The organism is Streptomyces cyaneofuscatus, from assembly GCF_042718795.1.
GTDB classification, from domain to species: Bacteria; Actinomycetota; Actinomycetes; order Streptomycetales; family Streptomycetaceae; genus Streptomyces; species Streptomyces cyaneofuscatus_A.
The window spans coordinates 55,945-69,274 of the sequence record NZ_JBHXOX010000030.1 but is presented as its reverse complement, the minus strand read 5'-3'; the positions used below and the strand labels follow the sequence as shown (position 1 = coordinate 69,274).

18 protein-coding genes and 2 pseudogenes are annotated in these 13,330 nt (G+C 70.9%); 8 read left to right on the top strand and 12 right to left on the bottom strand.

The genetic code is table 11. The annotated features are described in order from the left end of the window. Nucleotide 1: 1 nt before the first annotated feature. Both aroA and ACFWRT_RS29980 read right to left on the bottom strand, forming a co-directional pair. The gene (gene aroA / locus ACFWRT_RS29985; protein WP_380953608.1) at nt 2-1,342 is read right to left on the bottom strand and encodes a 3-phosphoshikimate 1-carboxyvinyltransferase; all 1,341 of its coding nucleotides are present in this window, start codon (nt 1,340-1,342) and stop codon (nt 2-4) included. 103 nt (nt 1,343-1,445) lie between these two features. Then, complete coding sequence (locus ACFWRT_RS29980) at nt 1,446-2,159, bottom strand: M50 family metallopeptidase (protein ID WP_380953609.1); 714 nt, start codon at nt 2,157-2,159, stop codon at nt 1,446-1,448. Between the two features lie 53 nt (nt 2,160-2,212). Here ACFWRT_RS29980 and ACFWRT_RS29975 point away from each other — a divergent pair, with 53 nt between their 5' ends. The 7 genes from ACFWRT_RS29975 to ACFWRT_RS29945 all read left to right on the top strand — a co-directional run bounded on the left by ACFWRT_RS29975 (nt 2,213) and on the right by ACFWRT_RS29945 (nt 7,976). Next, nucleotides 2,213-3,028, top strand: coding sequence for an SOS response-associated peptidase (locus ACFWRT_RS29975; RefSeq protein WP_380953610.1), 816 nt, complete (start codon nt 2,213-2,215; stop codon nt 3,026-3,028). A 78-nt stretch (nt 3,029-3,106) separates the two neighbouring features. Further along, complete coding sequence (locus tag ACFWRT_RS29970) at nt 3,107-3,748, top strand: alpha/beta hydrolase family protein (RefSeq protein ID WP_380953611.1); 642 nt, start codon at nt 3,107-3,109, stop codon at nt 3,746-3,748. Between the two features lie 273 nt (nt 3,749-4,021). Further along, nucleotides 4,022-4,678: a sigma-70 family RNA polymerase sigma factor gene (locus ACFWRT_RS29965; RefSeq protein WP_380953629.1), complete on the top strand. Its 657-nt coding sequence runs from the start codon at nt 4,022-4,024 to the stop codon at nt 4,676-4,678. Next, the gene (gene rsrA / locus ACFWRT_RS29960; protein WP_380953612.1) at nt 4,675-4,995 is read left to right on the top strand and encodes a mycothiol system anti-sigma-R factor; all 321 of its coding nucleotides are present in this window, start codon (nt 4,675-4,677) and stop codon (nt 4,993-4,995) included. Before ACFWRT_RS29965 ends, rsrA begins: the two co-directional genes overlap by 4 nt. A 332-nt stretch (nt 4,996-5,327) precedes the next feature. Continuing rightward, complete coding sequence (locus ACFWRT_RS29955) at nt 5,328-6,323, top strand: tetratricopeptide repeat protein (RefSeq protein WP_030561019.1); 996 nt, start codon at nt 5,328-5,330, stop codon at nt 6,321-6,323. A gap of 120 nt (nt 6,324-6,443) precedes the next feature. Further along, nucleotides 6,444-7,082 carry a peptide deformylase gene (gene def, locus ACFWRT_RS29950; protein ID WP_380953613.1) on the top strand — a complete coding sequence of 213 codons (639 nt, stop codon included), beginning with the start codon at nt 6,444-6,446 and terminating at the stop codon, nt 7,080-7,082. 156 nt (nt 7,083-7,238) lie between these two features. Beyond that, nucleotides 7,239-7,976, top strand: a complete 738-nt coding sequence (locus ACFWRT_RS29945) for a D-Ala-D-Ala carboxypeptidase family metallohydrolase (RefSeq protein ID WP_380953614.1) — start codon at nt 7,239-7,241, stop codon at nt 7,974-7,976. A 33-nt stretch (nt 7,977-8,009) separates the two neighbouring features. On the opposite strand, the gene ACFWRT_RS29940 is transcribed toward ACFWRT_RS29945, so the two are convergent. Next, nucleotides 8,010-9,017, bottom strand: coding sequence for a GlxA family transcriptional regulator (locus tag ACFWRT_RS29940; RefSeq protein WP_380953615.1), 1,008 nt, complete (start codon nt 9,015-9,017; stop codon nt 8,010-8,012). 81 nt (nt 9,018-9,098) lie between these two features. Here ACFWRT_RS29940 and ACFWRT_RS29935 point away from each other — a divergent pair, with 81 nt between their 5' ends. Continuing rightward, on the top strand, nt 9,099-9,308 hold the full coding sequence (locus tag ACFWRT_RS29935) for a hypothetical protein (RefSeq protein ID WP_380953616.1): 210 nt from the start codon (nt 9,099-9,101) through the stop codon (nt 9,306-9,308). Between the two features lie 51 nt (nt 9,309-9,359). Here the strand turns inward: ACFWRT_RS29935 and ACFWRT_RS29930 are convergent, their stop codons facing one another. From ACFWRT_RS29930 to ACFWRT_RS29895, 9 genes and pseudogenes are all read right to left on the bottom strand, one after another. Further along, nucleotides 9,360-9,677 carry a DUF7691 family protein gene (locus tag ACFWRT_RS29930; RefSeq protein ID WP_463288388.1) on the bottom strand — a complete coding sequence of 106 codons (318 nt, stop codon included), beginning with the start codon at nt 9,675-9,677 and terminating at the stop codon, nt 9,360-9,362. Next, a pseudogene (locus ACFWRT_RS29925) lies at nt 9,674-9,992 on the bottom strand (hypothetical protein); the annotation flags it as partial. The pseudogene ACFWRT_RS29925 and the gene ACFWRT_RS29930, both read right to left, overlap by 4 nt. Nucleotides 9,993-10,098: 106 nt before the next feature. Then, a complete protein-coding gene (locus ACFWRT_RS29920) occupies nt 10,099-10,809 on the bottom strand; it encodes a hypothetical protein (RefSeq protein ID WP_380953618.1) in 711 nt (236 codons plus the stop codon). A gap of 201 nt (nt 10,810-11,010) precedes the next feature. Next, nucleotides 11,011-11,160: pseudogene (locus ACFWRT_RS37655) on the bottom strand (DUF7691 family protein); the annotation flags it as partial. Nucleotides 11,161-11,190: 30 nt separating this feature from the next. Then, the gene (locus ACFWRT_RS29915) at nt 11,191-11,580 is read right to left on the bottom strand and encodes a hypothetical protein (protein ID WP_380953619.1); all 390 of its coding nucleotides are present in this window, start codon (nt 11,578-11,580) and stop codon (nt 11,191-11,193) included. Then, on the bottom strand, nt 11,577-11,993 hold the full coding sequence (locus ACFWRT_RS29910; RefSeq protein ID WP_380953620.1) for a hypothetical protein: 417 nt from the start codon (nt 11,991-11,993) through the stop codon (nt 11,577-11,579). The genes ACFWRT_RS29915 and ACFWRT_RS29910 overlap by 4 nt, the downstream gene beginning before the upstream one ends. 41 nt (nt 11,994-12,034) lie before the next feature. Further along, nucleotides 12,035-12,403, bottom strand: a complete 369-nt coding sequence (locus ACFWRT_RS29905; protein WP_380953621.1) for a hypothetical protein — start codon at nt 12,401-12,403, stop codon at nt 12,035-12,037. Beyond that, nucleotides 12,400-12,711: a hypothetical protein gene (locus ACFWRT_RS29900; protein WP_380953622.1), complete on the bottom strand. Its 312-nt coding sequence runs from the start codon at nt 12,709-12,711 to the stop codon at nt 12,400-12,402. Before ACFWRT_RS29900 ends, ACFWRT_RS29905 begins: the two co-directional genes overlap by 4 nt. After that, entirely contained in the window at nt 12,708-12,935 is a 228-nt protein-coding gene (locus tag ACFWRT_RS29895) for a hypothetical protein (protein WP_380953630.1), read from the bottom strand. The genes ACFWRT_RS29900 and ACFWRT_RS29895 overlap by 4 nt, the downstream gene beginning before the upstream one ends. Nucleotides 12,936-13,330 lie beyond the last annotated feature (395 nt).

Genomic DNA, 13,330 nt, shown 5'->3' with positions numbered 1-13,330 from the left:
TCTAGATCCCGAGCATTCCGGTCCACATGTCCGGGAAGTCCGGCAGGGTCTTGGCGGTCGTCCCCACGTTCTCGATCTCCACGCCCTTGACCGCGAGGCCGATGATCGCCCCGGCGGTGGCCATGCGGTGGTCGTCGTACGTGTGGAAGACGCCGCCGTGCAGCGGGCGCGGGCGGATGTGCAGCCCGTCGGCCGTCTCGGTGACGTCGCCGCCCAGCTCGTTGATCTCCTTGGTGAGCGCGGCCAGCCGGTCCGTCTCGTGGAGCCGGAGGTGGGCGACGCCGCTCAGCGTGGAGGGGGAGTCGGCCAGCGCCGCGACGGCCGCGATGCCCGGGGTCAGCTCGCCGACCTCGCCGAGGTCCACGTCGATGCCGTGGATCCGGCCCGTACCGGTGAAGGTCAGGCCGCGCTCGGTCAGCTCGCAGCTGCCGCCCATCGCGGTGAAGATCTCGCGCAGCGCGTCACCCGGCTGGGTGGTCCGCTCGGGCCAGTCGGGGATGGTGACCTTGCCCCCGGTCACCAGCGCGGCGGCCAGGAACGGCTGCGCGTTGGAGAGGTCCGGCTCGATGGTCAGGTCCCGGCCGAGCAGCGCGGAGGGGGAGACCCGCCACACGTTCGGCTCGCCGCCCGTCTCCGGCTCGTCCACCTGCGCGCCGACGGCCCGCAGCATGTCCACGGTCATCCGGATGTGCGGCATCGAGGGCAGGACGGAGCCGGTGTGCCGGACCTCCACACCCTGGTTGAAGCGCGCCCCCGACAGCAGCAGCGCCGAGACGAACTGCGAGGACGACGACGCGTCGATCGCCACCGGGCCGCCGTCCAGCGCCCCCCCGCCGTGCACGGTCAGCGGAAGCGCGCCGCGCCCGTCGTCCTCGATCCGCGCGCCCAGCGCCCGCAGCCCCTCGATCACACCGGTCAGCGGCCGCTCGTAGGAACGGGGGTCGCCGTCGAAGTGGACCGGGCCGTCGGCCAGCGTGGCGACGGGCGGCAGGAAGCGCATGACGGTGCCGGCGTTGCCGACGTCGACGGTGACCGGGCCGTGCAGCCCCGCCGGGATGACCCGCCAGGCCTCGCCGGTGCCGTCGGGCTCGCCCGCCACGGTGGAGCTGGAGGAGATGGTCTCCTCGATGCGGACGCCCATCGCGCGCAGCGCCCCGGCCATCAGGAGGGTGTCGCGGGAGCGCAGCGGGCGGCGGAGCCAGCCCGGCTCGGAGGCCAGCGAAGCCAGCACGAGCGCCCGGTTGGTGACCGATTTCGATCCGGGCACGGTGACGGTCGCGTCGACGGCTCCGCTCGCATGAGGGGCGGGCCAGAGGGCAGGGTGCACGGAACTCTCGGTCATGGCCATCACTTTAGTGGTTCCGGGTGAACCTGGATCCTGCGGAAAAGGGCGGAAACCGGCTCGTAACGAAAGACTGGTACGGACCGGAGCCGCCCCCAGGTCCTCACCAGCCCAGCAGCCAGCGCCCGCCGCCGATCAGCGAGCACAGCGACACCGCGTGGAAGAGGAAGAGCCACAGCACCGCCGGGGCGTGGGTCAGCCGGGCCAACTGGTCCGCGTCGGAGTCCGGGGCGCCCCCGAAGCGCCGCTTGGACTGGAGCTCGAAGGGCGGCCGCACCCCGCCCAGCAGCAGGAACCAGACCACCGTGTACGCGAACGCCGACTGCACGTCCGACGAGGTCAGCCAGGACACCAGCAGGAACGCCGTACCGGTCAGGATGACGGTGAGCGCCCCGTACACATTGCGGATCATCACCAGCATCGCGGCGAGCAGCGCGGTGGAGACCCACAGGAGCAGCGTGATCCGGCCGTTGGTCAGCAGCCAGGCGCCGCCCAGACCCAGCAGCGAGGGGGCCGTGTAGCCGGCCGCCGCCGTGAGGATCATGCCGATCCCCGTCGGCTTGCCCCGGCTCACGGTCAGCCCGCTGGTGTCCGAGTGCAGCCGGATACCGGAGAGCTGGCGCCCGGTGACCAGGGCCACCAGGCCGTGGCCGCCCTCGTGCGCGATGGTGATGGTGTTGCGCGCGAGGCGCCATATCGGATTCGGCACGACGGCGATCAGCGCCAGCGCGGCCGTCACCACCACCAGCCACTGCTCGGGTGCGGGCTGGGTACCGGTGAGGCGATCCCACAGATCGCCCAGTTCGGTGCTGTTCATCGGCCGGGCGACTCCTTGCGGCAGGGGTGGGCGGTCGTGGCAGTCTGGCACTTATGTGCGGACGGTATGCAGCGAGTCGGCGGCCCGAGGACCTGACCGGACTTTTCGGGGTCGAGAAGTGGGAACCCACCGAGACCCTGGAGCCGGACTGGAACGTGGCGCCGACCAAAGAGGTCTACGCGGTTCTGGAGCGTCCTGTTAAGGACGCGGACGACCAGCGTCCGGTTCGCCAGATGCGGACCCTGAAGTGGGGGCTCGTGCCCTCCTGGTCCAAGACCCCCGAGGGCGCGGCCCGGATGATCAACGCCCGCGCGGAGACCGTGCACGAGAAGCCGTCCTTCCGCCGCGCCTTCGCCCAGCGCCGCTGCATCCTGCCCGCCGACGGCTATTACGAGTGGGTCACCGGGGCTCAGGAGCGGCAGCTTGAGGAGAAGAAGGGAAAGAAGCGGGCGCGCAAGCAGCCCTACTTCGTGACTCCCGCCGACGGCTCGGTCTTCGCGATGGCCGGGCTGTACGAGTTCTGGCGCGACCCGACCCTCCCCGGCGACCACGAGAACGCCTGGTGGGTGACGTGCTCGGTGATCACCACCGAGGCCGAGACCACCCCCCTGGCCGTCGCCCCCGCCGAGGGCCCCGGCGCGCTCGCCGACATCCACCCCAGGATGCCGCTGATGCTCACCCCGGACCGCTGGGACACCTGGCTGGACCCCACGCACACGGGCCTGGACGAGCTGCGCGCGCTGCTTGAGCCGCCGCCCGGCGGGCTGATGCGCGCGTACCCGGTCGCCACCGCCGTCAGCAACGTCCGCAACAACGGGCCGGAACTGCTGGAGGAGCTGGCGGCGCCGGAGGAGTCGACGCTGTTCTGAGGGGCTGTTCCGAGGGGCACGCGGCTGTCCTGAGGGGCGCGCGGCCGTTCCGAGGGGTGCGCGGGGGAGGATGGCGCGGTGAGCCGACCACGTACGCAGAACGTCACCACCGACGCCGGTGAGGCCCGGATCACCTGGGTCCCCGCCACGACCGCGCCCCGCCTTGTGCTCGCCGTGAGCCACGGGGCCGGCGGCGGCATCGAGGCCCGCGACCTGAAGGCCCTGGCCGCCGCCCTGCCCGCCCACGGGGTCACCGTCGCCCTGGTGGAGCAGCCCTGGCGGGTGGCCGGCAAGAAGCTGGCTCCCGCCCCGAAGACCCTGGACACCGGGTGGCGCGGCCTCTGGCCGGCTCTGGCCGCCCCCGGACTGCCGGTCGTCGCCGGGGGCCGCAGCGCCGGCGCCCGGGTCGCCTGCCGGACCGCCGCCGAGCTGGGCGCGGCGGCCGTCCTCGCCCTCAGCTTCCCGCTGCACCCGCCGGGCAAGCCGGAGAAGTCCCGGGCCGACGAGCTGCTCGGCACGGGCGTCCCCACCCTGGTGGTCCAGGGCGGCAACGACCCGTTCGGGCGACCGGAGGAGTTCCCGCCCGGCCGTCACGAGTTGGCGGAGGTGCCGTACGGCGACCACGGCTTCGCCGTACCGAAGAGGTCCGGGCTGACCGAGGCCCAGGCGATGGAGGTTCTCACCGGGGCGGTCACCGGATGGATCACCTCCCTCGGGTGACCCGGACCACGGGAATGCGGTGTACGGGGGCGCTGTTGTTCGGGACGTCGGTACAACAACGTCGTACGTGGAGAGGGAGTCCGTCGCATGGGTTCGACCATCTGCCCCAGCCGCTCGAACGCCGCTGACCTGGAGTGGACCGTGCTGCCCGCGGCGAAGACCACTCGTGAGCGGACGACGGGCGGCGTCGATCGACAGCCCGTCCGGAAGCAAGGTCGACTATTCTCCGAGGCGAGCGGGTCCGGTTTCGGCTCCGCCACATCGTTGGAGGAGGTGGGTCCGGTCACTGGGACCGACACAGGGACCGACGACGGCCGTGCACCGGAGACGACCGCCGAGCGCAACGCGCGCTTCGAGCGGGACGCCCTCGGCTTTCTCGACCAGATGTACTCGGCCGCGCTGCGCATGACGCGCAACCCCGCCGATGCCGAGGACCTGGTCCAGGAGACCTACGCGAAGGCGTACGGCTCCTTCCACCAGTTCCGTGAGGGCACGAACCTCAAGGCGTGGATGTACCGCATCCTCACCAACACCTTCATCAACTCGTACCGCAAGAAGCAGCGTGAGCCCCAGCGCAGCGCCGCCGAGGAGATCGAGGACTGGCAGCTCGCGCGCGCGGAGTCGCACATGTCGACCGGTCTGCGCTCCGCCGAGTCCCAGGCCCTCGACCACCTGCCGGACTCCGATGTGAAGTCGGCGCTCCAGGCGATTCCCGAAGAGTTCCGCATCGCCGTCTATCTCGCCGATGTCGAGGGCTTTGCCTACAAGGAGATCGCGGACATCATGGGGACACCCATCGGTACGGTGATGTCCCGGCTGCACCGCGGCCGTCGTCAGCTGCGCGGCATGCTGGAGGACTACGCCCGTGAGCGCGGGCTCGTCGCGGCCGGTGCCGGTGACTCGGACGATCGGAAGGGCCCGACCTCATGAGCTGCGGAGAGCCGCACGAGACGGATTGCTCGGAGGTCCTCGACCATCTCTACGAGTTCCTCGACCGGGAGATGCCCGAGGGCGACTGCACCAAGTTCGAGGTGCACTTCGAGGAGTGCTCCCCGTGCCTGGAGAAGTACGGCCTGGAGCAGGCCGTGAAGAAGCTGGTCAAGCGCTGCTGCGGTCAGGACGAGGTCCCGACCGACCTGCGCTCCAAGGTGATGGGCAGGATCGACCTGATCAGGGCCGGTGAGGCCGTGCCCGAGCAGGACATCACCGTCAGCGGCACGGATCAGGCCGCGTCCGCGCGCGAATAGTCGGAGCACGCGCCGGCACGGACAGGCCGCGACGGCGCGTGAATAGCCTGCGGGCCCCGCACGCGCCGGCACGGACCAGTCGGCGCCGGCGCGCGAGTATCCCTGGGGCCCCGCACGCGCTCCATTCGTCCTCACCGCGCACGCCCGCACCCCCTGGGTGCGCCCTCACCCGCCGCCGGTCGCCGAGATCCCCGCCAGAGTCCTCGACCGGGGCGGTCTGACCCGGGCCGGGGCTGGGTAACCCATGGGTAATGAGCGGGCGTCCGGCCGGGCATGGTTGGATGCGAAGCAGAGCGGAAGACGAGGGTGTCCAGTCGGGACAGGCGGGAATCGTGAGGATCTTCGGGAAGGTACGGCATCGGCCGTCCGCCTCTTGGCGGCAGGCCACGGACCGCGCGTTCACGCTGATCGGCGACGGCCGGTACGAGGACGCGGGGGCGCTGCTGACGCGCGCGGCGGATCTGGAGCCCTGGCTCTCGGAGTCCTGGTTCAATCTGGCGCTGCTGCACAAGTTCCGGCACGACTGGGAGCAGGCGCGCGCGGCGGGCCTGCGGGCGGTCGCGCTGCTGGACCGTGAGTCCGGCGCCCCGGACTGGTGGAACGTCGGCATCGCCGCCACCGCGCTCCAGGACTGGCCGCTGGCGCGCCGGGCCTGGCAGGCGTACGGCCTCAAGGTGCCCGGCTCCGGGCTGAACAGCGCGGCCACCACCGAGCCCACCGGCATGGAGCTGGGCAGCGCCGCTGTCCGGCTCTCGCCCGAGGGCGAGGCCGAGGTGGTCTGGGGGCGCCGGCTCGACCCGGCCCGGATGGAGGTCCTCTCCATCCCGCTGCCGTCGTCCGGGCGGCGCTGGGGCGAGGTCGTGCTGCACGACGGGGTGCCCAACGGCGAGCGGGTCACCGCCGCCGGACCCTCGTATCCGGTGTTCGACGAGATCGAGCTGTGGGCGCCCTCCCCGGTGCCGACCTGGGTGGTGCTGCTGGAGGCGGCCACCGAGGAGGACCGGGACGCCCTGGAGAAGCTCGCCTCGGACGCCGGGTTCGCCGCCGAGGACTGGTCCTCCTCCGTACGGCTGCTCTGCCGGGCCTGTTCGGAGAGCCGGATGGAGAGCGACGAGGGCGACGGGGAGCACCTGGACCCGCACGACCACAGCGAGCCGGGCCACCCCGGGCCGCTCGGCCACCGCACGGCGGGCGCCGGTGACCTGTGGGTCCCCGAGCGCGAGTGCGGTCTCGCGGCCCCGGCCGGGCTGGTGCGCGGGCTGCTGGACGGCTGGGTCGCCGACAGCCCGGACAGCCGCGAGTGGCGGGATCTCGAAGAAGTCTGCTGACCGCTGCCCGTAGGCTGTACGCGCACCGATCGCGGTGCTGTTCCTCCCGCGCATCCCGGCATCCGGCCGGGTCCGGCGGGGTCACCGAGTTCAGGTTTTGCAGGAAGGCGTACGGCGGACATGTCGCAGCAGGAGACGGACGGGCGGATCGGCGTGGACGACGAGGGGTTCATCGTCGACACCGAGGAGTGCGAGGAGCGCGAGGCCGCGTACCGGGCGCGCGGCACGTCGCGTCCGATCACGGTCGTGGGCAACCCGGTGCTGCACAAGGAGTGCAAGGACGTCACCGAGTTCGGCGACGAGCTGGCCCAGTTGATCGACGACATGTTCGCCAGCCAGAAGACGGCCGAGGGCGTGGGCCTGGCGGCCAACCAGATCGGCGTGGACCTCAAGGTCTTCGTCTACGACTGCCCGGACGACGACGGCAACCGGCACACCGGCGTGGTCTGCAACCCGGTCCTGGAGGAACTGGCCCCCGAGGCGCGGGTGCTGGACGACTCCAACGAGGGCTGCCTCTCCGTCCCGACCGCGTACGCCTCCCTCGCCCGCCCCGACTACGCGGTGGTGCGCGGCCAGGACGCCCAGGGCAAACCGATCAAGGTGCGCGGCAGCGGCTACTTCGCGCGCTGCCTCCAGCACGAGACGGACCACCTGTACGGCTACCTGTACATCGACCGGCTCTCCAAGCGCGACCGCAAGGACGCGCTCCGGCAGATGGAAGAGGGCACGCCGCGCTACGAGACGGTCCCGAACGACTGACGGCGTCGTACGTGTGAAGGGCCCGGCACGGGTGACCGGTGCCGGGCTTTCGCGTACCCGTGGCAGATAACTGCCGTTTCCCTAGCGGTAGTTGACGCGAGTAGACCGCCTGCGCCAGGCTCGCCCGCACAGCGTCCGTGACCGAGAGGGAGCCCCATGCCGAAACGCGCCGCACGCGTTCTGCTCGGACTTGTCATGACCATTACCTTCGCGCTGGGCGGGGCGGTACTGACCGCCGGTCCCGCGCAGGCCGACGGCTGCTACACCTGGACCCGCACGCTCGCGCCCGGAGCCACCGGGAACGACGTCACCCAGCTCCAGATCCGGGTGGCCGGCTGGCCCGGCTACGACTCGGTCCTCGCCGTCGACGGCTCCTACGGCCCGGCCACCACCGCCGCCGTCAAGCGGTTCCAGGCGGCCTACGGCCTGGCCGCCGACGGGGTCGCGGGCCCGGCGACCCAGGCCAAGATCTACGCGCTGCAGGACAACGACTGCACGCCGATCCACTTCACGTACCCCGAGCTCAACACGTGCAACAGCACCTGGGCGGGCGGCGCGGTCGCGGCGGGCACGGCCAAGGCCAACGCGCTGAGCAGCATGTGGAAGCTGGAGGCGCTGCGCCACGCGCTCGGGGACAAGTCCATCCGCGTCACCAGCGGCTTCCGCTCCACCTCCTGCAACGCGGCCGTGGGCGGCGCGACCAACAGCCGCCACCTGTACGGCGACGCGGTCGACCTCGGCGTCTCGCCGCACTCCCTGTGCACGCTGGCCAAGCAGGCCCGCTACCACGGCTTCCGCGGGATCCTCGGCCCGGGCTACGCGGGCCATGGTGACCACGTGCACGTCAACCAGGGGCCGAACCGCTTCTGGTCGGCGTCGCAGTGCGGTATCTGACCACCGGCATCTGATCGGGCCCGGCGTCCGTCCTCAGGCGACGTCGGGCACGGTGCCCGACGGAACCGGCCCCGCCCCCGGCCCCTGCCCCGGCCCCCGGAAGGTCCGGCGATAGGCGTTCGGGGTCGTGCTCAGCGTCCGTACGAACTGGTGGCGCAGGGTCGCCGCCGTACCGAACCCCGTCTGTCCGGCGATCGTGTCGACCGTCCGGTCGGAGGTCTCCAGCAGGTGCTGGGCCAGGAGCACCCGCTGCCGCAGCAGCCAGCGGTACGGCGTCGTCCCGGTCTCCTGCTGGAAGCGGCGGGCGAAGGTGCGCGGCGACATGTGCGCCAGCGCCGCCAGTCGCTCCACCGACATCTCCTGGTCCAGGTGGTGCTCCATCCACGCCAGCGTGGAGCCGACGGTGTCGCAGGCGTTCCGGGGGAGCGGGCGGCTGATGTACTGCGCCTGGCCGCCGTCCCGGTGCGGCGGCACCACCATGCGCCGGGCGATGGTGTTGGCCGCGTCCTGGCCGTACTCCTGGCGGACCAGGTGGAGGCAGGCGTCGATGCCCGAGGCGGTGCCGGCCGAGGTGATGACGGACCCCTCGTCCACGTACAGCACGTCCGGCTCCACGATGGCCTTCGGGTAGCGGCGGGCCAGCTCCGCGGCGTGGCGCCAGTGGGTGGTGCAGCGGCGGCCGTCCAGCAGGCCCGCCGCCCCGAGGACGTACGCCCCGGAGCAGACGCTCAGCACCCGCGCCCCGCGCTCCACGGCCCGCCGCAGCGCCGACAGGGCCTCCTCCGGGTACTCCCGGTCCGCGACATGGCTGCTCGCCGGTACGGCGACGAGGTCGGCCTCCTCCAGCCGGTCGAGGCCGTACGGCGTACTGATGGTGAAGCCGGCATGGGTCTGGAGCACCGGCCCCTGGGCGGAGACGACGGCGAAGTCGTGGACCGGCAGACCCTCTTCGCTGCGGTCGAGCCCGAACACTTCGCAGAGCACGCCGAGTTCGAAGGGGTGGACCTCGTCGAGCAGCAGGACGGCGACGTTTTTCAGCATGGAGACAGTGTGGCAGTAATTCGACGCTGTGTGGCAGTGCTGCCACTGACCAAATCTGTCCCGGCGGACGAAGGTAGAGCCATGAACCTCTTCCTGGACTACCTGACCGTGACCGCCCTCTTCGCCTTCGTCGCCCTTCCGGCCGCCGTCGGCCTCATCCGTGAGCGCCGTATCGACCGCCAGCTCCGCGACGCGGAACGGAGGGAGGTGGAGCCCACGGAGACGCGAAGCGCCGCGCGACCCTATAAGGTCACGCGGCACTCCTACCCGAAGGGTTGGGCGAAGGCCTAGAGGCCTAGGAGAGCGCCTTGCCGATGCCGGCTACGGCCGGATGGCGCCGGATCAGCCGACGACGGAGAAGAAGACCGAGGTGTCCTCGGCCCACCAGAACGATCCTTCGCCGTCGGCCCATTCGGAATACCAGCCGTCCAGGGCTTCGATCAGCTCGTTCAGCTCGTACCGGAGGTCGGGGTCGATCCGGTCCAGCACCTCGCGGTACGCCTTGATGGCGGGCCCGGCCTGCTGCATCGGCCGGCGCCCGATCTCCGGTGACCCCTCCACGGGCGGGGGAATGTGGATCGTGATCTCGGACGGCGAACCGCTGAAGAAGCACTGAGCCGTCTCGGTATCGTCTCGTGACGGTTCGTGATCTTCGGTCAGGTGTTGCGGCCCTGCTCCAACTGGAGCAGGGTGAGGGCGGCTCGGGCGATTGGGGTGATGCCGCCGAGGTCGAGGCTGATCCGGCGCAGGGCCTTGAAGGTGACCTTGGGCAGGGTGTTGGCGCGCTCGGAGACGCCGTGGATGGCAGGGATCACCGTTCGGTCCTGGGGCGGCGACGCGGTCGGCGCGGATGACGGTGCCGTCCAGGTTGAGATGGATGGAGCCGGCCGCGCGCTCCGGTGCGGCGGACAAACCCGGGGCGTGGTCCGAGAGTGCGGTCAGCCCTTTGTCTAGGTAGCGGTAGGCGGTGGGGACCACGTGGGGAGCCTCTTGGTGTCCGGAAGGTGATCTAGGTTCTGGCCGTGCACGTCACTTCGTCGATTCCCCTCCGTCCCCGACGATCAGTCTGTTCACGGGGGTCTCAGCTCAGGGGTTCGGCCGGCTCCGGGATGTACCGGACGTCCTTGAGGGGCGCTGTGGGCTGTGCGCCGAACTTCTCCACGACGGTGCCGCGGGTGCCGACGTGCACGACCTGGAGGGCGACGCGAGTGTCCTGTTCGCGCAGGTCGATCCGGACGCGAGGGGACCCGCTTTCGGGCTTCATGTCCACGATCAGCTCATCGGGGTATCCGGCGCGCTTGAGTGCGGTACGCACCTCGGCGGCGTTCTCGCCCGTGCCCTTGAGGGCGGTGGTGACGTGCGCGGCGAACTTGTCCGCGTAGCAGTTCTCGGGCCTGGTGAGCGTGACCGGCTCCAGGAGGTTGCTGTCGGGCACGGGCGGCAAGAGGTCGTCGGTGGCGGGCGGGTCGTCGGGGTCGGCGGGCAGGGGGACGCGGTCGCCGGGCTTGCCGAGGGGCCTGCTGGAGGGGCCTTGGGGGACGCCGGGGACGTCGGGGACGTCGCTGGGGCCGAGGGTCTTGCCGGTCTTGGTGCCGTCCAGCGGCGGACAGCCGGCGGTGAGCTTGAGGGACAGCTTCATGAAGTCGAGCAACGGCTTGTCGGCGTCCCCGCCCTCGGGTACGGAGACGACCTTGTCCGTCTCAAGGGTGGCAGCCGAGGGGCTGCTGGAGCAGGCGGTGAGGGTGAACGCGCCCAGAGCGAGGGCGGCTGCGGTGTGTGCTATTCGGGACATGACGTCAACTTAGAGTCGCCCGGCGACGTGGCCCTGAGTACACGTACTCATCTCGAAGCGGAAGAGTTGACTCGCGCCGCGAGGCGGCCAACTCGCGACCGAGCAGCAGACGTTCGGTAAGGCCGCCCCTGCTCCAGCTGAAGCACGGCCGCACCACCTGGTCGAAGATCACGAACCGTCACGAGACGTCACCGTAAGGGCTCACTGGCTGGGCAGCAGGTCCGCGGCGACGCCCGCCGCGCTCAGTTGGTCCTCCAGAGTGGTGAAGACGGTGATGGGGCTGCGACAGCTCGCCAGAGTCGACATGTCGCTGCCGTTGTGGTGGATGACGATCTGGAGAGCCGTGTAGGAGGCGTTTCCGGCGCATTCTCCTAAGAGGCGTCAGCTTCCGTCCTTGTCACGGTACTCGGGGAACAGGTGAGGGTGTTGGCGGACGAGGATTCGCGTGATCGCTTGGTCGGTGGGGTCCGTGATGCCCCAGCTGTGCGCGGAAGGGTGTGCGGCGAAGAGTTCGCAAGCTTCGTTACGGGGGTCGAGCGCGGGACACCAAGGGAGCGGCACGAGCTTGGCGAGCCCTGAGCCCTTCCACCGGACCCAGACGGCGCTTCCGGGCCGTCCGCCTTCGTCCCAGAGCATCGCGGCGTGCTGGTCGTCATGGTCCTTGCCGAGTTCGCACAGGACGTGCCCGGCTTCGGGACGGTGTCCGGCGGGCGACAGGGCGATGATGTGGTCCGGAGGCGGGAGCAGAGCGACGGCGGCGCACTGGTTCATGGTTGGGGCCGCTCCCGTGGATCGTCGGAGGTGTCGTCGGTGCTGAGCGGTCCGGCGATGAGGTCCCCGAGCGGGTCGGTGACGTCCCAGGAGTGCCCGGTGGCGTGGCGGTGGAAGAACGAACACTTCAATGCGGTGTCGGTGTCGAGGTTGCGCAGGATGGCGGGGCACCAGGGCCTGGTCCGGATGCTGTGGGTGCGGTCGGTGTCGGTGCCGCTCCAGAAGAACCAGAGCGCGGGCCGGTCGGGAGCGTCGGCGGCACTGAGGAGTGCGGCGTGCTCGGTGAGGACGTCGTGTTCACCGAGTTCGCACAGGACGTAGTGGTCGAGGGTGAAGTCGTCGGGCGGGGTGCCGGGTCCGCCGGCCATGGTGACGAGGGCGACGGTCACCTCGCCGAGAGGGATCCGGGTCACGGCGGTGCACTGCAGCACGTGAGGTCTTTTCTGTGGAAGGGCTACGGGCGGTCGGCCGGGCAGGTGCGCCACCCGGCGAGAGTGAGACTGAGCCCGACGGCTGGGTCGAGGACGGTGAACTGAAGGTGAAAGCCCGCTTCCAAAGTCCTTATCGCGTCGTCCTGGCGGCGGTGGTCGGTGGCCCAGAACCGAAGCCCTTCGGGAGCGTCGGAGCCGTGGAAGAGGACGGGCCGTACGTCGCCGGGCGACTCGTCCCGTACGGCACTCCCGTGCCCGTTGGCGAGGCGGAGGGCCTGGCGGCGGAGCCAGAGGAGGGCGAGGCGCCGGTTGCGTACGGTGACCCCGCCGAGCGAGGCGAACCGCTGCCCGTCGGTCACGGTGACCTCGGCCGCGTAACTGGCGCGCATCATGCGGCACGCCCGTGGTCGCTGCGCTGGACCAGGTCCCGGAGCTGCTCGGCCGCCGCTTCGATCTCCGCCGCGACGGCGGTGCGGGTGGCCAGTCGGTCTTCCAGGGCGGCGTCCAGCCCTGCGAAGAACAGAGCTCGGTAGGCGGGATCGGCTTCGATGCGTACGAGTTCGGCGAACGGGCTCTCGCGATCGGCCGGGCGCCGGGTGAGCGCCCACATGAGGCGGGGGAGTCGGAGCCGTAGGCGGATTTCGGCGGCCCCCAGGGCGAGGGCGAGCCGGACCCCTAGCCGGGTGAGGGGGCTGTTCACAGCACCTCGCCCCGACTGCGGGCGTTGGCGCGTGCGGTAAGGGCGCGGAGCTGCTCTATGGGCAGCGCGGGGCGTACGTGCCGGGGCTCGACCTCCCACTCGCGCCCGCCGCCGACGGGGCGTAGCGACCAGTAGAGGCCGGCGACCCCTCGGAACTCGCCCACGCGGTTGTTGCGGCTGGTGTCGACCAGGAGCGCACCCAGGGTGGGTGGCAGCGACGCCATTTCCACTCGCACTTGTTCCTTTCTCTACGTGGGTATGCCGATCGCCGGTACAAGATCGGGCACGGGGCCGCCGGAAGCCGTACTCGCAGCACGGCCCTTCGCGGCCCGGTGCCCGGTCAGCCTTGGGGTGCTGTCTCGCCCGGTGGAACGTGATCAGGCGTTCTTGTACTCGGTGTCGTCGGCCGTGCTGAACTGATTCGTTCCGAGGGGCACGGCGACGACCTGACAGGCGTCCAGAACGACGGGGTCGCTGTGCCCGGGACGATCTGGTCCATGACGACTACCTCCTGGGCACGATCTCCGGACGCTCGGAACTGACGCTGACTCGGCTCGGTGAGGCGACGTGTCACCGGAACTCCCTGTGGGGGCGTCGCCATGCGTGATGAACAGTCAAC